23 protein-coding genes are annotated in these 18,334 nt (G+C 63.9%); 15 read left to right on the top strand and 8 right to left on the bottom strand.

Annotated elements, in window-relative coordinates; genetic code table 11:
- Positions 1-94 precede the first annotated feature (94 nt).
- The 6 genes from HAHE_RS15440 (at position 95) to hisD (ending at position 5,558) form a co-directional block, all read left to right on the top strand.
- Positions 95-1,168: a nucleoid-associated protein gene (locus HAHE_RS15440; RefSeq protein WP_338685653.1), complete on the top strand. Its 1,074-nt coding sequence runs from the start codon at positions 95-97 to the stop codon at positions 1,166-1,168.
- Positions 1,169-1,263: 95 nt separating this feature from the next.
- Positions 1,264-2,184 (top strand): heme o synthase, encoded by a 921-nt coding sequence (cyoE, locus tag HAHE_RS15445; protein ID WP_338685655.1) that lies wholly within the window; start codon positions 1,264-1,266, stop codon positions 2,182-2,184.
- An 18-nt stretch (positions 2,185-2,202) separates the two neighbouring features.
- On the top strand, positions 2,203-2,997 hold the full coding sequence (locus HAHE_RS15450; RefSeq protein WP_338685656.1) for an SCO family protein: 795 nt from the start codon (positions 2,203-2,205) through the stop codon (positions 2,995-2,997).
- Positions 2,994-3,701: an SCO family protein gene (locus HAHE_RS15455; protein ID WP_338685657.1), complete on the top strand. Its 708-nt coding sequence runs from the start codon at positions 2,994-2,996 to the stop codon at positions 3,699-3,701. Before HAHE_RS15450 ends, HAHE_RS15455 begins: the two co-directional genes overlap by 4 nt.
- Complete coding sequence (locus tag HAHE_RS15460; RefSeq protein ID WP_338685658.1) at positions 3,698-4,258, top strand: DUF420 domain-containing protein; 561 nt, start codon at positions 3,698-3,700, stop codon at positions 4,256-4,258. Before HAHE_RS15455 ends, HAHE_RS15460 begins: the two co-directional genes overlap by 4 nt.
- A gap of 13 nt (positions 4,259-4,271) precedes the next feature.
- The gene (gene hisD, locus HAHE_RS15465) at positions 4,272-5,558 is read left to right on the top strand and encodes a histidinol dehydrogenase (RefSeq protein WP_338685660.1); all 1,287 of its coding nucleotides are present in this window, start codon (positions 4,272-4,274) and stop codon (positions 5,556-5,558) included.
- 64 nt (positions 5,559-5,622) lie between these two features.
- Here hisD and HAHE_RS15470 read toward each other — a convergent pair whose 3' ends face one another.
- A complete protein-coding gene (locus tag HAHE_RS15470) occupies positions 5,623-6,498 on the bottom strand; it encodes a metal ABC transporter substrate-binding protein (RefSeq protein ID WP_338685662.1) in 876 nt (291 codons plus the stop codon).
- A gap of 91 nt (positions 6,499-6,589) precedes the next feature.
- Between HAHE_RS15470 and HAHE_RS15475 the strand changes: the two genes are divergently transcribed.
- Genes HAHE_RS15475 through HAHE_RS15485 form a run of 3 tightly spaced genes read left to right on the top strand, consistent with a single transcriptional unit; the run spans position 6,590 to position 8,792 of the window.
- On the top strand, positions 6,590-7,162 hold the full coding sequence (locus tag HAHE_RS15475; RefSeq protein WP_338685664.1) for a Maf family protein: 573 nt from the start codon (positions 6,590-6,592) through the stop codon (positions 7,160-7,162).
- 5 nt (positions 7,163-7,167) lie between these two features.
- Complete coding sequence (locus tag HAHE_RS15480; protein WP_338685666.1) at positions 7,168-8,130, top strand: diacylglycerol kinase family protein; 963 nt, start codon at positions 7,168-7,170, stop codon at positions 8,128-8,130.
- On the top strand, positions 8,127-8,792 hold the full coding sequence (locus HAHE_RS15485; RefSeq protein ID WP_338685667.1) for a SanA/YdcF family protein: 666 nt from the start codon (positions 8,127-8,129) through the stop codon (positions 8,790-8,792). The genes HAHE_RS15480 and HAHE_RS15485 overlap by 4 nt, the downstream gene beginning before the upstream one ends.
- A gap of 68 nt (positions 8,793-8,860) precedes the next feature.
- Here the strand turns inward: HAHE_RS15485 and thiS are convergent, their stop codons facing one another.
- Positions 8,861-9,064, bottom strand: coding sequence for a sulfur carrier protein ThiS (gene thiS, locus HAHE_RS15490; RefSeq protein WP_338685668.1), 204 nt, complete (start codon positions 9,062-9,064; stop codon positions 8,861-8,863).
- Entirely contained in the window at positions 9,064-10,200 is a 1,137-nt protein-coding gene (gene thiH, locus HAHE_RS15495) for a 2-iminoacetate synthase ThiH (RefSeq protein ID WP_338685669.1), read from the bottom strand. Before thiH ends, thiS begins: the two co-directional genes overlap by 1 nt.
- Positions 10,201-10,303: 103 nt before the next feature.
- On the opposite strand from thiH, the gene HAHE_RS15500 reads away from it, so the two are divergent.
- The 5 genes from HAHE_RS15500 to HAHE_RS15520 all read left to right on the top strand — a co-directional run bounded on the left by HAHE_RS15500 (position 10,304) and on the right by HAHE_RS15520 (position 13,983).
- Positions 10,304-11,122: a hypothetical protein gene (locus HAHE_RS15500; protein ID WP_338685671.1), complete on the top strand. Its 819-nt coding sequence runs from the start codon at positions 10,304-10,306 to the stop codon at positions 11,120-11,122.
- A gap of 88 nt (positions 11,123-11,210) precedes the next feature.
- Positions 11,211-11,453 (top strand): acyl carrier protein, encoded by a 243-nt coding sequence (locus HAHE_RS15505; protein WP_338685674.1) that lies wholly within the window; start codon positions 11,211-11,213, stop codon positions 11,451-11,453.
- A gap of 93 nt (positions 11,454-11,546) precedes the next feature.
- Entirely contained in the window at positions 11,547-12,083 is a 537-nt protein-coding gene (locus HAHE_RS15510) for a hypothetical protein (protein ID WP_338685675.1), read from the top strand.
- Between the two features lie 14 nt (positions 12,084-12,097).
- Entirely contained in the window at positions 12,098-12,985 is an 888-nt protein-coding gene (locus HAHE_RS15515; RefSeq protein ID WP_338685677.1) for a LysM domain-containing protein, read from the top strand.
- Positions 12,986-13,020: 35 nt separating this feature from the next.
- Positions 13,021-13,983, top strand: coding sequence for an acetyl-CoA carboxylase carboxyltransferase subunit alpha (locus tag HAHE_RS15520; RefSeq protein ID WP_338685678.1), 963 nt, complete (start codon positions 13,021-13,023; stop codon positions 13,981-13,983).
- 11 nt (positions 13,984-13,994) lie between these two features.
- On the opposite strand, the gene HAHE_RS15525 is transcribed toward HAHE_RS15520, so the two are convergent.
- On the bottom strand, positions 13,995-14,576 hold the full coding sequence (locus tag HAHE_RS15525) for an NUDIX hydrolase (RefSeq protein WP_338685679.1): 582 nt from the start codon (positions 14,574-14,576) through the stop codon (positions 13,995-13,997).
- A gap of 68 nt (positions 14,577-14,644) precedes the next feature.
- Between HAHE_RS15525 and HAHE_RS15530 the strand changes: the two genes are divergently transcribed.
- Complete coding sequence (locus tag HAHE_RS15530; RefSeq protein WP_338685680.1) at positions 14,645-15,832, top strand: 3-dehydroquinate synthase; 1,188 nt, start codon at positions 14,645-14,647, stop codon at positions 15,830-15,832.
- 25 nt (positions 15,833-15,857) lie between these two features.
- Here the strand turns inward: HAHE_RS15530 and HAHE_RS15535 are convergent, their stop codons facing one another.
- The 4 genes from HAHE_RS15535 to dapB are packed head-to-tail and all read right to left on the bottom strand — an operon-like array spanning position 15,858 to position 18,331.
- Positions 15,858-16,262: a peptide chain release factor-like protein gene (locus HAHE_RS15535; protein WP_338685681.1), complete on the bottom strand. Its 405-nt coding sequence runs from the start codon at positions 16,260-16,262 to the stop codon at positions 15,858-15,860.
- On the bottom strand, positions 16,259-17,026 hold the full coding sequence (gene panB / locus HAHE_RS15540; RefSeq protein WP_338685682.1) for a 3-methyl-2-oxobutanoate hydroxymethyltransferase: 768 nt from the start codon (positions 17,024-17,026) through the stop codon (positions 16,259-16,261). Before panB ends, HAHE_RS15535 begins: the two co-directional genes overlap by 4 nt.
- A gap of 43 nt (positions 17,027-17,069) precedes the next feature.
- Positions 17,070-17,582: a 2-amino-4-hydroxy-6-hydroxymethyldihydropteridine diphosphokinase gene (folK, locus tag HAHE_RS15545; protein WP_338685684.1), complete on the bottom strand. Its 513-nt coding sequence runs from the start codon at positions 17,580-17,582 to the stop codon at positions 17,070-17,072.
- Between the two features lie 11 nt (positions 17,583-17,593).
- The gene (gene dapB, locus HAHE_RS15550) at positions 17,594-18,331 is read right to left on the bottom strand and encodes a 4-hydroxy-tetrahydrodipicolinate reductase (RefSeq protein WP_338685685.1); all 738 of its coding nucleotides are present in this window, start codon (positions 18,329-18,331) and stop codon (positions 17,594-17,596) included.
- Positions 18,332-18,334 lie beyond the last annotated feature (3 nt).

Genomic DNA, 18,334 nt, shown 5'->3' on the forward strand with positions numbered 1-18,334 from the left:
AACGGGGAACTACAAACCACTGTGGCGGGCCCAGCAGGCGACTTCTTGCCGATTCTGGATTGCCTCGCCGGGGGAAGCCGCTAACCAGACGCCCGTGAATTTGCATTTGGACTTCGAGGGTGCCCGGATCGCGGGCCTGGTGTTGGCGAAAGTGGGCAATCCCGCACGCGACGAACCGCTCCAGACCTCGAAGCAGTTGTTCGAAGTCAGCGAGGACGACCAGACGCTGCTTACGCCGATCTTCCTGCGCTCGTTCCGCAGTCTGGGGATGCAGGGCCAGCGGTTCAGCCACCACAGCTCGCTGGAGAAGAACGAGCTCAACCAGGCGACGGCGGCGATCTTTTCGGATCCGTCGACCTTGCTCGAGAAGGGCTGCGAAATCGCCAAGCGACTCTACTCGAAGTCGAACCACCCGAACATCAAGTCGGGTGATCTCTGCATTTCGCTCCTCGACGGCATCTCGTGCGACGGCGAGACGAAGCGCGCGATCTGCATCCTGAAGTCGGAGAGCGTGACGCCGTTCCTGAGCATCTCGACCCGCGACGGCGATCTCGAACTTCACACCGAGCAAGGGATCAACCCCGAGAAGATCGACAAGGGATGCCTGATCATCGACCACTTCGGCGGCAAGGGCTTCTACGTCCTGACCTTCGATCGGGCCGGAGCGGAGTCGCGCTTCTGGGTGCGGGATTTCCTCGGCGTGGTGCCGATCGCCGATGCGGCGCTGGTCAGCAAGAAGGTCGCCGAGATGGCGGTCGCCGCCGTTTCGAGCGGGGGCGGGTCGGACGACGATACACCGCCATGGGAGAGCAAGCAGGCGGCCAAGGACGCGCTGTCCTACTTCGACGGCAAGAAGACCTTCAGCTTGGCAGAGTTCGAGGAACAAGCGCTGCGCACTCCCGAGGCGAAGGCGCGCTTCGCCGAGGAGCGCCGGCGCATGGAGGAGGATGAGGGCGTGAAGATCGAGGACGGCTTCAGCATTTCGAAGAAGGACGTCACGAAGGCGAAGAAGCTGATGAGCTCGATCATGAAGCTGGACACCGGCGTCGAGGTCCGGCTCAAGCCGAAGTCGTTCGATCAGGCCGAGCCGGTGGTCGAGAAGGGCTTCGATGAGGAGCGGGGGATGAAGTATCTCAAAATCTTCTACCGCCGGGACTTCGGGGGGTGAGCATCTGAGCCGGGAATCGGACCGGGCGGCGTCCCGCGGTCCGTTGGTTTTTTCCGTGCGCGGGATGCGGCGGGAGGGTTTCTTCGGGCTGCCGAATGAGCGAGCAAGCGTCCAGCGTTGAGGAGACTGTCGAGAAGAAGCCGCCCGGGCTTCGGAAGGACCTCGTCGTGCTGATGAAGGTCCGCCTGAACGTCTTCGTCCTGCTGACCACCTTCTTCGGTTTCCTGCTGGCATCGAAGGGAGCGGGGCTCGATCTCGTCCTGCTCGCCCATACCCTCGTCGGCACGGCGCTCGCGGCATTTGGGTCGTCGGCCTTCAACCAGCTGATGGAAGTCGATCTGGATGCCCGGATGAAACGGACTGCCGACCGACCCTTGCCTTCGCGCCGGATGGATCCGGTGTTCGCTTTCGGCCTCGGCTGGATGCTCTCGGCGGCGGGGATCATCCACCTCGCGGTGAAAGTCGGAACGATGCCGTCCGTCCTCGCGGCGGTGACGGTGGGGATCTACGTATTCGTCTACACGCCGATGAAGCGCTGGAGCAGCGCCAATACGCTGGTCGGCGCGATTCCCGGAGCGATCCCGCCGATGATCGGCTGGACGGCGGTTCCTGACCACGGCCTCGACGGAGGCGCCGCATTCCTTTTCGCGTTGTTGTTTCTCTGGCAGCTCCCGCACTTCGTCGCGATCAGCTGGCTGTGCCGTGAGGAGTACGAGGAGGCGGGCTACCGGATGTGGAGCAATGGCGACGTCAGCGGGCGGCGCTGCGGTCTGTTGAGTGCCGTTTTCTCACTGTTTCTCGCGGGTCTGCCGGTCTGGCCGTGGCTCGCCGGCTGGACCCCGGGGCTTCCCGGGCACATCGCTTTGGGGGCCGGGGTGCTGCTCGGGCTGGTGATGGCGGCATTTTCCGGCCGGTTCATGCGCGACGGCGAACGGTCCTCTTTTCGGCGGCTGTTTCTGTTCACGCTGCTCTATCTGCCGCTCGAACTCGGATTACTTGCCTTTGCATGGGGCTAGTCTAGGGTCCGCCGCCCCATGAGACGGCCCGCCGAGAATCTGGAACCTGCCGTGCGCGATCCGCGGAAACTGCGGCTGACGGCTTTCATCCTCGTGGCCGTGATGGCGGTCAGCGGGGTGCTGATTCTCGTGGCCTACAACCGCGACGCGGCCCGCCGCGCCGAGGACGACCGCCCGGCCTTCGTGACCCGGCTGCGCACGGACAAGCATGACTTCAAGCTGTGGCGTCAGGACGAGTCGGAGGCGAGCTTGCTGGACCTCTTGGGCGACGTGTTCGTGATCGTGCCGGTGGTCTTCGAACAGCCGGAGTCGTGGTCGACCACCCGGCAGGTTCTGCTCGACCTGAAGCAACGCTACGGGACCCGCGAAGACTTCCACATCGTTTGCGTCACTCTCGATCCCGAGAACGAGTCGCCGGAGAAGCTTGGAGAGTATGCTTCCGATCTCGGCGCCGAGCTGCCGTTCTGGTGGTTGGCGGGAGCACGCGAGGAAAGCGTGCACAAGTATTTCAAGAACGTCCTCCAGTCCGGCTTCATGCCGAAGGAGGAGGACGGAACGTGGGAGTTTGACCCGACTTTCATGTTGGTGGATCGCGACGGGCACCTACGGCAACCGACGGTCCGGGCGCGGAAGCCGAACGGTCGTGAGCTGAACTTCAGGAACAAGGTGCCCTTCAATTTCGAGCAGGCCGCGGAGTGGGACGAGCAGGGTAAGTCCGAGGGGCTTGAAAAGAGCAACGTCGAGACCCTCAAAGAGCTGCTGTTCAAGACAGCCGAAGAACTGCTCGCAACCCCGGCAAAGCAGGAACCATGAACCCGAAAGTCATTGCCATTTACGGATTCGTTGTCGTCGCGTCGATCGCGATGATTCTTTTCTTCAGGCAGCTCGGAAAGGGTGTGCCCGAAACGGAGCTCCCGCCGGTGTCGGATGCGGGCGTGGGTCACGTCGATGAATTCTTTCCGATTGAGGAGGACCTGGATCTCGTGAAGCAGGACGGCACGGAGGTGAAGTTGTCCGACCTCAAGGGCAAGGTCACGGTGCTGGCGCAGTTCTTCGCGGTCTGCCCGAAGTGCGCGGTCCGCAACGGCAGCGAGCTGGCGGAGATCTACAAGACCTTCGGCGACGATCCGGACTTCCGAATCGTGTGCATCACGGTCGACCCCGACGAGGATGATCAGGAGAAGCTGTCGGACTACGCGGAAACGCTCGGGGCCGATCCGGAGAACTGGTGGTTCGCCAGCGCCGGGGATCGCGACGAGACCCACCGCTATCTGGAGGAGGAGCTGAAGTTCTTCAAAATCCGCGAGCGCCGGGACCCGATCGATATCGCTTCGAACGGGCGTTACGCGCACGACCTCGGATTCCTCCTCATCGACCACGACCTCAACGTCGTCGGCAAGTGGCCGCTCGCCGACGCCGACACCGACGAGGCCCGCGAGCGGGACCCCGGACAGTATGATCGGGAGAAGAAGTCGATGTATGACCGCATCCGCAAAGAGCTTTCGGAGAACCCATGAGTGAGAGATCGGAATGGCTGGCGAAGCCGGCGAACGAGGAGCTCGCGCGGAAGCTGCGGGTGGTGGCGTGGGTGGTTTCCGCCCTCGTGCTGGTGCTGGTGGCGCTGATGCAGCGCATCCGCCTGCCCCTGCCAGAAGGTTGGAGCACCGAGATGCTGCCGCCGTTCCATGCTGCGGTGAACGCGGCTGGAGCCGTCGTGCTGATCGCGGCGCTGGTTTTCATCAAGCAGGGCAAGGTGGCGCTGCACCGGGCCGCGATGTTGTTCGCGATGGTGCTCTCGGTGCTTTTCCTGCTTTCCTACGTCGCTTACCACATGACCAACGATCCGACCCGCTTCGGCGGCGAGGGGGCGATCCGGGGCTTCTACTTCTTCCTGCTCATCACGCACATCGTGTCGGCCGCGGTGAGCTTTCCGTTCATTCTCTTCACCTTCATTGCGGCGTGGACGAACCGCTTTGCCGCACATCGCAAACTTGCCCGCTGGGTGTTTCCGCTGTGGCTCTATGTCGCGGTCACCGGGCCGGTTTGCTACCTGATGCTCAAGCCCTACTACTGATCCCGTAACCGCCATGAGAACCATCAGTCACAAGGACGAAGGATACGGAGAATTCGTCGCGACCCTCGACCGCCGGGCGATTCCCGGGGACGACGTCAGGGAGGCGGTTGCCGAGATTGTCCGTGAAGTCGGTGCCCGCGGGGATCGCGCGCTGGCGGACTACGCGGCGCGGTTCGACAAGGTCGCGCTCGCGCCGGCTGCGCTGTTCGTCACCAAGGAGGAGATCGCCGAGGCGAGGAAGGCCGTGGCGCCGTCGACCAAGAAGGCGGTGGCCGCCAGCCTGCGGAACATCACCGAATTCGCGAAGCGCAGCATGCGCAAGGACTGGTCCTACCGGAATGCCGAGGGGGCGAAGGTGGGAGAGCGTTTCACCCCGTTTGACCGGGTGGGGGTCTACGTGCCGGGCGGCAAGGCTCCACTCGTCTCGACGGCGCTGATGACCGCCGGCTTTGCCAAAGCGGCGAAGGTTCCGGAGGTCCTCGGCGCGACTCCCTGCGGTCCGGACGGAAAGGTGAATCCCGAGTTGCTCTACGCCCTTCACGCCGCAGGTGTCAGCGAGGTCATCAAGGTCGGTGGTGCCCAGGCGATCGCGGCGATGGCGCTCGGCACCGAGTCGGTGCGGCCGGTCGACCGGATCTTCGGTCCCGGAAACAAGTTTGTGGTCGAGGCCAAACGCCAACTCGTCGGAGCGGTGTCGATCGATCTTTTGCCGGGCCCGAGCGAGGTGCTGGTGCTCGCCGACAAGACGGGCAATCCGGATTTCATCGCCGCGGATCTTCTTGCCCAAGCCGAACACGGCGGGGACAGCGTGATCGGTTTCATCAGCGACTCAAAGGCGCTGATCGTCAAGGTCCTCAAGGCGATCGAGCGCCAACTCGAGACGCTTTCGCGGGCCGACTACATCCGTGAGGTTCTCGATCAGGGCGCCTTCGCGCTCCACGTGAAGAATCTCTCGAAAGGCGTCGAGATTGCGAATGCCTTCGCCCCTGAGCACCTTTCCCTGATGGTCGAAAAGGAGTCGAAGTGGCTGAAGCAGATTCGGACGGCGGGTGCGATCTACGTCGGAAACCTGTCGGCCGTGGCGGTCGGCGATTTCCTCGCGGGTCCGAGCCACACCCTGCCGACGGGCGGGGCGGGCCGGTCGTTCTCCGGGCTCCGGGCCGACCAGTTCCAGCGCCGGACGAGTATCGTCAAGCTGGACCGCAAGTCGGTCGCGAAGTCGCTGCCGGTGGTCGAGGAATTCGCGCGTATCGAGGGCCTCGACGCCCACGGTCGGTCGGTCTCGATCCGCTGCGAGTGATCCCGAATCGGTACGGGTTTCCGAAGGTCTCCTGAATGCGAGGTGACGAGCGCCAGTGGCGGGCTCACTTCGTCCCAAGAGCTCCGACGATCGTCTCGACGTTGTGCCGGACCATCGCCTCGTAGCTGTCCGTGGTGGTGCCATCGGAGATGAGCGGGTCGGCGATGCGGATGCCGGTGTCGGCGGTGAGAGCCTCGAGGATCTTCGGGTTGGACGACGTTTCGGGGAAGATCGCGGTCACGCCGGAATCGCGGAGCTTGCCGATCAGTGAGGCGAGGCTGGCGGCATCGGGCATCTGCTCACGGTTCACCCCTTGCACGGGTAGGGCGGTGAACCCGTATTCGTGGCAGAAGTAGCCGAAGGCGGCGTGGGCGGTGGCGAGCGTGCGTTTTTCTGCCGGGACTCGGGCGAGTTCGCGGCGCGTCCAGCGTTCCAACTGATCGAGCTTCCGGCGGTAAGTCATGCTACGGGAGCGATAGTAGTCGGCTCCGTCAGGGTCGGCCTCGGCGAATGTGGCGGCGGTGGAAGTGGCGGCGCGCCGGAAGGCGTCCACCGAATGCCACCAGTGCGGATCGGTATCTCCCTCGTCGTGATGATGGTCCGGATGGTCGCAACTCCCCGCGAGGGTCGGCAGTCCGGAGCCGATCTCCACCAATCTTGCGCCTTCAGGCAGGATCGACTTCAGCGAGGGGAGGTAACTTTCCAAACCCATGCCGGAGGCAAGGCACAGGTCCATGCCGGTGGCCTTGCGCAAGGTTGCCGGCGTCGGCTCGAAGTGGTGGGGATCGTCGTTGCGCGTCACCAGTTCGACGACTTCCACCCGATCGCCGCCGACCTGGCGGGCAAGATCGGCAAGCAGCGGGTGCAGGGTTGCGACCTTCAGCTCCTCAGCATGGCAGCCGAGGGCGAAGAGGATCAGGCAGGCGAGAATACGGGCCACGGCGGGAACCATGGGCAGAAAACCTGCAAATGCAAGTGGATTGCGTTAGCGGGGCTTGCGGGAGCCTCCGCCCAAGGTTAGGGAGGCGCTGATGAAGATCGTGCTCGCGTCCGGATCGCCCCGGCGAAGGGAATTGCTGGCGGCTGCGGGCGTGGAGTTCGAGGTCCGACCGTCGCCGGCGGAGGAGATTCATGACGCCGGGATGGCTCCCGCCGAACTTTGCGAAACCAATGCCGAGCTGAAGGCGAGGGGGGTGGAGGTCGCGGGAGCGGCGGTGATCGGAGCCGACACGCTGGTCTTTCTGGAGGATGAGCCTCTGGGAAAGCCCGCCGATTTGGACGAGGCCCGGGCGACCCTGCGGCGGCTGTCGGGCCGGGTCCACACGGTCTGCACCGGAGTTTGCGTGGTCGCGCCCGACGGCACGGCCCATCCGTTTCACGAACTGACCGAAGTCCGGTTCCGGCCTTTCGGTGAGGAGGTGATCGATGCCTATTTCGCGAAAGTGGACCCCCTCGACAAGGCGGGGGCCTACGGGATCCAGGAGCACGGCGAGATGCTGGTCGAATCGATCGACGGCAGCTTCGACAACGTCATGGGATTGCCGGTCGCGCGCCTGCTTGAGGTCCTCGGGGCTTGCGGCGTCGACGGGCGGAGCCTTGAATAGCGGCCGTGGTCCTCCCTCCGAGATATCCGGTACTTTTCAACCCGAAGGCACGGAGCCAGCGGGGGCGGAGAGCGCTGGAGTTCCTGATGGACAATGCCGCCGGGTTGGCGCTCTACGCCACGCGTTCGGCCGAGGAGGCGGAGGCCCTCTCGCACCGCTTCGCCGAGCAGGGTGAACCTGTGGTGATCGCCGCCGGAGGAGACGGCACGCTTAACGCGGTGGTCAAGGGCCTCTCCGGTTCGAAGACCGCGCTGGGAGTGCTGCCGACCGGCACGATGAACGTCTTCGCACGCGAGCTCGGCATTCCTTACGACAATCTCGACCGCGCCTTCGAGGTGATCCTCGAGGCCAACGTGAAAGAGGTGGATCTGTTCGAAGCGAACGGCACGCCATTCGTCCAGATGGCCGGCGTCGGATTCGATGCGGCGGTGATCGAGGAAACCACTTGGGAGAGCAAGAAGGTGCTCGGACCTCTGGCTTACCTTTTGTCGGCGGTGAAGGTTCTCGGTGAGAAGCCGCCGAGGATGAAGGTCGAGGGCGACGATGGTCGCGAAGAGGAGGGGGTCGCGGTGCTCGCCGGAAACGGCTCGCTCTATGGCGGCCAGTTCAAGCTCTTCCATCGTGCCGACAACCAGGACAGCAAGCTCGACGTGCTCGTCTTCAAGGAGGCCGGCTACAAGCTGGTGCTCGATTCGCTCCGAGGGATCGCGTTGGGTGGGGTCGACTTCGACAGTTCGACCGTCTCGTATTTCCAATCCGGGTCACTGCATGTGACGGCTGACCGAGAAGTCCCGCTTGAAGTCGATGGCGAGCTGGTTGGCCGCACCCGCGAGGTGACCTTCGGCGACGAGCAACCGGAGCGGCTGCGGGTGCTGGCGCCGCGCGAGCCGATCGGGACCCGTTTCGAGGAGGCGATGAAGGCGATGATGGCGTGGACGAAGAAGACCGTCGGAGGTCCGCAACCGTGAGCCGAAAAGCGAAGAAGTTCCGTCCGCTCCGCACCCTCCGGCACTTCGCGATCGGGGGCGTGCTGTGTTTCGTCGGCTGGGTCGTGTGGGCGAACGTCGCGGCGGTGATCGCCGGGGCGGGAAAGCTTCACGACGAAATCGCCGACGTACCCGACGGGCGGGTCGGGCTCGTGTTCGGTTGTGATGATCGGATTGACGGTCGGGAGAACCTCTACTTCCGCTACCGGATCGATGCCGCCGCCGAGCTTTGGAAGGCGGGCAAGCTCCGGTGCGTGATCGTTTCCGGCGACAACCGCAAGGACAACTACAACGAGCCGAAGAAGATGAAGGAGGCGCTGGTGGCGGCGGGAGTTCCGGAGGACCGGATCTTCGGCGACAGCGCGGGGTTGCGGACGCTCGCTTCGGTGGTCCGGGCAAAGGAGATCTACGGAGTCGAACAGGTGACCTTCATCTCGCAGCGTTTCCAGAACGAGCGGGCCGCCTATCTGGCCAAGTCGATCGGACTCGACTTCGCCGGCTACAACGCACGCGACGTCGAAGGACAGGGAGGCTTCAAGACGAAGATCCGTGAGGTCGGCGCGCGGGTGAAGATGTGGCTCGATGTCCACGTGCTTGAGACCCGCCCGCAGGAGCTGGGTCCGCCGGTCCAGTTGCCTCTGTGATCAGGCCGCTCGTCCGCACGTCTGAAAACAATCTCAGAACCCGTCAGGTCAGCGATGCGGGAATGGAATCAGCCGCCTGCCGCGATCCGGACGATCTCGAGCGAGTCGCCGTCGCGGATGGTCGTCGTTGCGTAGTCGCTTGGCAGGACCGGTTCGCGGTTGAGCTCGACGACGACAGGCTTGCCGCCGAGGTCGAGTTCGCCGAGCAGGGCTTCGAGCGAAATCGAATCCGGCTCGAAGGCACGGCTTCCGCCATTGAGGGTCACGGTCATCACGAGGTGGCGAGAATGGCTTCGTCCCAGTCTTTCCAGACGGGATCGAGTCCTTGGCGAGAGAGCATGGCCGCAACTTCGGCAGGGCTGCGGCTGTCATCGATGGTGAACTGCTCGGTGGCTTTCTCGCAGCCGGTGCGGTTCTCCATTTCGACGCGCCGGCCGCGCAGCGTGAGGTGGAGGTCGTCGTGACCCGCGCCTGTGTAGCCGCCCGGTTCGGTGCGTGCGCCGGCGGACATCATGGTCACGCCGAGCGGGGCGATCGCGTCACGCAGCGTGGCGGGCTCACGGGTCGACATCACGATACCGACCTGCGGGAAGCACAGGCGGAAGGCGGCGACAAGCTGAACCAACGCGCGGTCGGAGAGGAAAAGATCCGGGTCCGGCTCATACTCGTAGTTGCCGGCGTAGGGGCGCATGCGCGGGAAGGCGACCGTGAACTGCGCCTTCCAGCAATGCCTCAGCAGATACTCGACGTGGGCGGCGAGCGAGGTCGCCTCGTGGCGCCAGTCGGCCAGTCCGAAAAGCGCGCCAACACCGATCCTGCGGAAGCCGCCGCGGTAGGCCCGTTCGGGGCAATCGAGCCGCCAGCCGAACTTCTTCTTCGGTCCGGCGGTGTGGAGTTTCTCGTAAGTCTCGCGGTGGTAGGTTTCCTGGTAAACGACCAGTCCTTCCGCTCCGTGCGAAACGATTTCGCCGTATTGGTCGCCCTCCATCGGACCAACCTCGATCGCCAGGGTCGGGATGAAGGTCTTGAGGGCGTCGAGGCATTCCTGAAGGTATCCTTCCGAGACGAATTTCGGGTGTTCGCCCGCGACCAGCAGGACGTTCCGGAAGCCGAGATCGTAGAGGTGCCGGGCTTCCCGCACGACCTGATCCACCGTAAGAGTGGTGCGCAGGATCGGATTGTCGCGCGAGAATCCGCAGTAGCTGCAGTTGTTGACGCACTCGTTCGACAGATAGAGGGGGGCGAAGAGGCGCATCGTCCGGCCGAAGTGCCTGCGGGTGGTGGCGGCCGACTCGCGGGCCATGGATTCCAGGCGCGCGTCGGTGCACGGATCGAGAAGTCCCCGGAAGCGCCGCATCAGCGGGGTCGGGCGGGCGAGAAGGGACTCGAATTGTTCGGAGAAGGCCATCGGCTGCGGTGAGCATGGAGGCGGGCGGCGGCGAGGTCAAAAGCGGATCGGCGGCGAGGGCTTGCCAATTCCGGCTCCCGTGGTTTTTCTGCGCAGGAAACCCATGAGTCAGCGGATCGTCTGCAAACCCACACCCTGGTTCCTGCTGCGCGCGGCGGCGATGATCCTGATGTTCGGGATTTTCGCGGCCATGTTCTTCAAGGACGGGCGTTCGGGATACCGTGAGGAGAACCTTTCCTATTACGTCTGGAAGGCGGTCGAGCGGGCGGTGGCCGAGTTCGGCGAGCGCAAGGACGAGATGTCGCCAAGCGAGTGGCGCCGCTTTGCCGAGATCCAGGAGGTCGAGTTTCCCGAGAATCGGAACCTGCTTCCGGAGGGAACGGTGGAGTCCGTGAAGTGGCCGGAGCTTCTCTCCGACTACGATGCCATGTCCGCGGGACTGGGGAATCCGGAGCGGGATCTGTTCGACCCCATCCGAGACCAGCTGAATCTGGTCAAGGAAGCCCCCGAGCATGCCCACACGGAGCGGGAAATTTTCGAGCAATGGGTGGTTTTCTGGATCTGTCTGGTCCTATTCCTTGGGGCCTTGTTCCTTCTGCTCCGCACCATGGCGCGCAAAATCGTGCTCGACGGCACAACGCTCCAGCCGGCCGGTGGGAAGCCGGTCGAACTTGGCGATTTGGTCCGCCTTGACCTGCGGAGGTGGAAGAGCAAGGGGCTGGCGTTTGCGTGGAGCGACAACGGCTCCGGTGGCGAGCGCAAGATCCGGATCGACGGCCTGACCTACGGGGGCTTCAAGCACGACGACGGCGAGCCCGCCGAAAAGCTGATCCAAGCGGTTCGGGCCGGATTCTCCGGAGAATTGATCGACTACGAGGGGGAATCGAGCGAACCCCCGCCGGAGAAGCCCTCGGATGTCTGAATCGCCTGCTTTTCAAAGGTTTTCGGGGTTGCCAAGATCGGGCCAGATCGCGTAATCCCTCCCCAACGCAATCACCACAAGCACATCCATGTCTGACAAGAGTATCGAAGACCGCGTGAAGGACATCATCGTCGACCAGCTCGGCGTGAATGCCGACCAAGTGACCCCGGAAGCAAAGTTCATCGAGGACCTCGGCGCGGATTCGCTCGACACGGTGGAGCTCGTGATGGCTTTCGAGGAAGAGTTCGAAATCGAGGTTCCCGACGAGGAGGCCGAAAAGCTCCAGTCCGTGGGTGATGTGATCACCTACGTGAAGGGCGCGCAGGGCTGATTTCCCTCAAAGCGACTTTCAAGCGGGCGGCCCCGGATCACCCGGGACCGCCCGTTTTCTTTGCGATCGGCACGGAACGAGCGAGATTTGGGCATGCATTCACCCGACGACGTCCAGTACGCGATGGAAACCACGCGCGTGCTGCTGGAGCCGGACCGTCGCATCGATACGTTCGGCGACACCCGGTTCGAGTTCCTCCTCCTCAGCGAGCTGATGGACCGGACCGGCGAGATCCGGATCCGCAGCGGTGACGTCGAGGCCGTGCGGCCGCGGCTGGTGAAGCCGGACGCCTATAGCGAACTCGAGCTGGAGGGGTTCGATCCGACCGCCAAGGAAAGGATCGAGCGGATGGTCGAGAAGATGAAATCGGAGGGTAAGGACATGGCCTTTCTCAACTACGGATTCCGGTTCGCCCGGAGCGCGGTGAGCGAAGAGATCGTGCACGACCCGATCGAGCAGGTGCGCGAGCGTGTGCTCGAGGATGCCCGGCAGCGCGGCAATCCGGCCCAAGCGGTGATCGAGGGCGTGGACGACGCGTGGGAGGTCTCCGTGGTGAAGTTCGCTCTCGACATGATCATGCACTCGATCCCGATCAACCGTTTCGACTTCCAGCGCCGGGGTCTTCTCTGAATGATCGGCGGCGGATGAGTCTCTGGACGCTGATCAGGATTATCGCGGGCCTCATGGTGATGGCTGCGGTGGTCTTCACCATCCTCCTTGTCCGGCACGTCCGCGAGGAGCCGATGGAAGGGTTCTTCGCCGAACTGGTCCCGGTGACGGTTGATTCGCAGCCGATGGTCGCCCTCCCGCAGGCCGGCTCGGACATGCCGGACATCGATCCGGGGATGAAGGTCTTCGAGAAGGCGCGCGAAATGATCGCGATCGGCGATCTCGCGGGCGCGCGCGACCGGCTCCGAACGGTCGTGAGCATCTACCCCCGCTCGAAGGCGGCACCCGAGGCCCGTCGGATTGTTGGCGAGATGAACCTGGATGAGGTGCTCTCGACCGCGAATCTGGAGAACAAGTCGGTCTACACGGTGGTGCGGGGCGATTCCTACCTGGGCATTACGGCCAAGCACCGGACCAGCCTCGACATGCTGATGTATCTGAACGCCCTGATGGACCTGAACTCGCTCCAACCCGGCGATGAGCTGATGGTGATGCCGCTGGAATTTCGCCTGCTCATCGAGCCGAAGCGCGAGGCGCTCTCCGTCTGGGACGGTGGGGTGTTTGTGAAGGAATTTCCGCTCAAGGCGGTGGTCGGCGCTCCCGGAGGGGATCAGAAGACCACGATCGCCGGCAAGAGTGCTGTTCGCGAGGGACGTCGCTACGGACCCGCAACGCCCGGATACCGGGGAGCGTCCAAGGTGATCACGATCGAGCGCATGCCGCTTGTCATTGCGGCCATTCCCGAAAATGCCGATCCCGAGGAGCTGGCCCGCGGATTTTACCTCGATCCCGCCGATATGGAGGAATTGGCCCTCTTGACTCGGACGGGGAATGAGGTGGAAATCCGCTCGTCCGCCCGTTAGCCTCCTGGCACCGAGCCGCCCGCACCCCGATCCCGATGCAGTTGCTGGAATTTGAGAAGCCGATCGTCGAACTCGAACGCGAGTTGGAGAAACTCCGTGCCAAAGCCGATTCGCAGGACATCGACATGTCCGGAGAAATCGCCACGATGGAGGGCAAGCTCGCCGAAACCCGTCGGCAGATCTACCTCAACCTGACCCCATGGCAGCGGGTGCAGATCGCACGTCATACCCAGAGGCCCTTCATGCTCGATTACCTCGCTCATGCGTTCTCGGAATTCTGCGAGCTCCACGGCGACCGGCGGATCGGCGATGACCTGGCGATGCCCGGCGGTTTCGCCCGCCTGAATGGCAAGAAGGTGGTCGTCCTCGGCCATCAGAAGGGCCGCGACACCAAAGAGAATCTCAAGCGCAACTTCGGCAGCGCGAATCCGGAAGGCTACCGCAAGTCAATGCGCCTGATGAAGCTCGCCGAGAAGTTCGGCATCCCGGTGGTCGCCCTGATCGACACGCCCGGCGCTTACCCCGGCATCGGTGCCGAAGAACGGAATATCGCCGAGGCGATCGCCTACAACCTGCGCGAGATGATGACCCTCAAGGTGCCGGTCGTGGCGGTGGTCCTGGGTGAGGGAGGTTCCGGTGGCGCGCTCGGCATCGGGGTCGCCGACCGGGTGCTGATGATGGAGAACGCTTACTATTCGGTGATCAGCCCCGAAGGCTGTGCTGCAATTCTCTGGAAGCATCGCAAGCACGCGCCGGAAGCCGCCGAGGCCATGAAACTCTCCGCTCCCGATCTGCTTTCGCTCGGACTGATCGACGGGATCATCCCCGAGCCCGAGGGAGGCGCGCACCATGATCACAAGGCCGCCGCCGCTGCACTGGGCGAGATCGTGCTGAGCGAGATCGAGGAGCTTGAAAAACTTCCGGTGAAGAAGCTGCTCGACGGCCGCTACGAGAAGTTCCGTCGCTTCGGCGAGTGGGAAGAAGCGGGTGGGGAGTAAGGACCGTCTGCTCAGCGCAGATCCGCTGCCCAGAGTGCCGCGTGGATCTTGAAGTCGACCAGCAGGCCTTCCGACTCTTTGGCCCGGAGCCATGTCCGGAGGTCCGCGACCGGAACCCGGTGGAGTTGGATATCCTCGTTGCCGACGCCTCCGCCGGGGCCGACCTGCTCGAGCTCGGTGGCAAGGAACAGGTGGGTGAGTTCTCGTGCCATGCCGGCGGATGTCGGCGAGACGATCAGCGGCTCGATCTTGCCGGCCTGGTAGCCGGTTTCCTCGAGTAGCTCGCGGCGGGCTGTCTCGGCAATGGACTCTCCCTCGTGCTCGACCTCGTCCCCGACCAGTCCCGCAGGGATCTCGATCACCCGGCGCTGCAAGGGGATGCGGAATTGCTCGACCAGCAGCACCTCATGGTCCCCGGTGACGGCCAGGATACCGACGCAGCTCTCGGAGTTCGGGCGCTGCACGAAATCCCAGTGGCCGATGCGGTACAGGCCAAGCCACTTCGTTTCAAACAGGGTCTCCGTCACGGCGGCAGCCTGCGGCGATCGGGCGACAATCCGCCAGCGCGAAATCGCGCCGGTCGCGGTTGACACGGCCAGCGCCACATGGCGCTAAGAATCATTGGAATCCGGCCGTAGAAAGGGCATCTTTCCAACAGCCCATGTCCCGACATGATTTCCAGATTCCGGTCAACTTCCAGCACCGGATTTGCTTCACCCGCGGAGCGTTCGCACCGGACAACCGGCTCCTTGCCGAACTGCTTGAGGAAGGTGGCGGACGTCGCGTGCTGGTGTTCGTCGAGGAGGCGGTCGCAGCGGCTTGGCCGGAACTGAAGCGGCAGATCGCCGGCTATTTCGCCGATCTCGGCCATGACTGGCGAGGGGTTTCGGTGCTTCCGGGCGGAGAGGAGGTCAAGGTGGATGATGCTCTCGTCCAGAGGGTTTGGACCAAGATCGACGACGAGCACATCGATCGTCACTCCTACGTCATCGTCATCGGAGGCGGTGCGTTTCTAGATGCCGTGGGTTTCGCCGTGGCGACCGCTCACCGCGGTGTCCGGCTGGTGCGGTTTCCGACGACGACCCTTTCGCAGGACGACAGCGGGGTGGGTGTGAAATGCGCGATCAACGGCTTCGGAAAGAAGAACTGGATCGGTGCTTTCGCGGTGCCCTACGCCGTTGTGAATGACTTTCTGTTTCTCCAGAGTCAGGATGAGGAGACGCAGCGCTCGGGCCTGATCGAGGCGGTGAAAGTCGCGTTGGTGAAGAACGGTGAGTTCTTCCATTGGATCTTCCGGAATTCAGAGGCTTTGGCCGCGCTGGAGACCGCTCCGTTCGAGGAATGCGTCGAGCGCTCGGCACTCGCCCACGCCCGGCACATCGCCGAGGGCGGCGATCCGTTCGAAACCGGCAGCAGCCGCCCGCTCGATTTCGGCCACTGGTCGGCCCACAAGCTTGAGCAGCTCAGCAATTTCACGGTCAGCCATGCGCATGCGGTGGCGACCGGGGTGGCCCTCGATACGCTCTATTCGGCACGCTGCGGACTTCTCCGCGAATGCGATGCCGAACGCGTGCTCGACGTTCTTGAAACGCTGCGCCTGCCCTTGTGGCACGATGCGCTCGATCTGCGCGATGCCAACGGTCGCCGTCGGGTTCACGAAGGTCTCGAGGAATTCCGCGAGCATCTGGGCGGCGAACTGACCGTGCTGTTGCTGCGCGAACTCGGCCGCGGTCAGGACATCCACCATCTCGATGAGGGGCTCGTCGATGCCTGCCTCGACGATCTCAGGCTGCGCCACGGCGTGCGGCACGCCGAGGACGACGAGCAGATCGGCAGCGCGGGTCTCTGAGGGGGGACGGAGCTGCTTCGGAAGGTCAGTCGTTCGGCGACGGACCTTTGCGTAGCTGCTTTTTTCGCGAGAGCAGCCGCTTGTCCTGAATCGACTTCTGCTTCGACCGGCGCGAGCGACGGCGTTTCTGGCGTCGGATCTTCTCGATCGCCTGACGCCGCTTCGATTCCCGGCCGAGGCGGCGGTCATCGAGTTCGTCGCACAGTTCCTTCCGGGCGTGAAAGCGGTTCAGTTCGCGCGACCTCGATGACTGACACTTGATCTCGATCCCGCTCGGCTCGTGCTTCAGGTAAACGCAGCTGTGGGTCTTGTTGATCTTCTGGCCGCCGGAACCCGATCCGAGGATGAACTTCTCGACGAGATCATCTTCGCTCACTCCGAGTTGCTCCATCCGTGCCGCGAGGGCCGCCTGCTTGTCCGGAGAGATCATGATTCCTGAACCCGGTTGACGTAGGCGAGTGCGGCTTTCCGGACCGAAGTCGCGACATCTGCCTCGGGTTTGGCAAAGGGAGGAACGAACCATGGAAACGAACCGACGAGATCAGTGACCACGGCCACCTCGCCGTCGCAGGTGGTTTCCCCGCATCCGATGCCGATCGTGGGAACGGAGATGCTGCGGGTGATTTCGGCCGCGGTGTCGGCGACCACACTCTCGAGCACGATCGCAAAGACTCCCGCTTCGATCAGGGCCTCGGCACCTTCGAGGATCGCCGCGGCCTGCTCCGGGGTCTTGCCCTTCTTCCGGTAGCCGCCTTCCTCAAGGACCCGCTGCGGTAGCATTCCCAGATGCCCGCAGACCGGGATGCCGGCCTCGGTGATGGCCCGGACTTTTTCGGCCTGACGGATGCCGCCCTCGAGTTTGACCGCATCCGCACCTGCCTCGACCAGCTGGCGGGCGCTGGCCAGTGCCGTTTCAGGGTCGGGGTAGGAATCGATGGGAAGGTCGCCTAGCACCAGAGCCTTGGGTTCGGCGCGGGCGACCGCGGCCGTATGATGAAGCATGTGTTCGAGGGTCACATGGGTCGTGTCCGGATATCCGAGCACCACCATGCCGAGTGAATCGCCAACCAGCAACAGGTCGACACCCGCCTCGTCCAACAGACGCGCCGTCGGGTAGTCGTAGGCGGTCAGCGCGGTGATCCGCCGGTCGCCTTTCCGCTGGCGCAGCGCTGTCGCTTTCTCAATGCCGGACACGCGCGCAGCTTCGGTGCTCGGGAAGAAAGTTTCAAGCGGCACGCTACCATGCCGCCTGAACCAGGTGCAGGGGAGGTTCGTCGGATTCGAGATGCTTCAGGTGCTCGCGGATCTCGGCGCTGTCGCCCGGCAGAACGAGGTCGGGTCGAATGTCGCACAGCGGCTGGAGGACGAAGCGTCGGGAGGTCAGCCGTGGATGGGGGAGTTCGAGCTGCTCGGAGTCCACACGGGAATCACCGAGGTAGAGGATGTCGACATCGATGATCCGCGGAGCGTTGCGTCCGGCGTTGGGGTCGCGCCCGAGCTTCCGCTCGATTTCCTGGGTGACGGCGAGAAGGGAGTCGGGATCCCCCGGATACGCGATTTCCACCACACAGTTGTAGAAATCGGGGGAGCCGTCCGGACAATGGACGGGTGCGGTTTGGTAAACGGCCGACTGCAGGAGCGGTTCGTCCGGGGATAGCTTCCTGAGCAGATCGCGAGCCGTCTGGAGGTGCTTCAGGCGGTTGCCCAGGTTCGAGCCCAAGGCGATTCCGGCACGGGGGGAGTTGTTCACGTTGGGAGAGACTACTGGAGTCCCAGTACGTCCTGCATGTCGTAGAGCCCGGCCGGTTTGCCGGCCAACCAGACCGCGGCGCGCGCGGCGCCGGCGGCAAAGGTCATGCGGGATGAGGCCTTGTGGGTGAGTTCGACGCGCTCTCCGTCGGCCGCGAACATCACGGTGTGGTCGCCGACCACATCGCCGCCACGCAGCGTGTGCATGCCGATCTCGCGCTGGGTGCGGGCACCGGTGAGGCCGACCCGGCCGTGTTTGACGTCGTCCTCATAGGACGTGCCGGTCTCTTCGTTGAGGATCTCCAGCAGACGTCGGGCGGTTCCCGAAGGTGCGTCGATCTTGTGGCGGTGGTGCATTTCCGTCACCTCGATGTCGAAGCGGTCCTGGGTGAGGATGCGGGCCGCGTGTCGGGTGAGCCAGAAGAGCGTGTTGACTCCGACCGAGAAGTTCGGCGCGAAGACGATCGGCAGCGACTTCGACGCCTCGAGGATCGCGTGCTTCTCTTCCTCGCTGTGGCCGGTGGTGCCGATCACCAGCCGTGTGCCTGCCTTCTTGGCGGCTTCAAGCAACTCGCCGGTGAAGGAATGGATGGTGAAGTCGATCGCGGTGTCGGCCTTGGCGATGGCGGCGGTGAGGTCCTCGCCGGCGTCGTGGGTCGAGGCGAGCTCGGTATCCGGGTTCGCGTTGACGGCGGCGATCACGGCCTGGCCCATGCGGCCGGACTTTCCGGTGACGAGGATCTGGTTCATGGC

The sequence above is a fragment of the Haloferula helveola genome, from assembly GCF_037076345.1.
Taxonomy (GTDB): Bacteria; Verrucomicrobiota; Verrucomicrobiia; order Verrucomicrobiales; family Akkermansiaceae; genus Haloferula; species Haloferula helveola.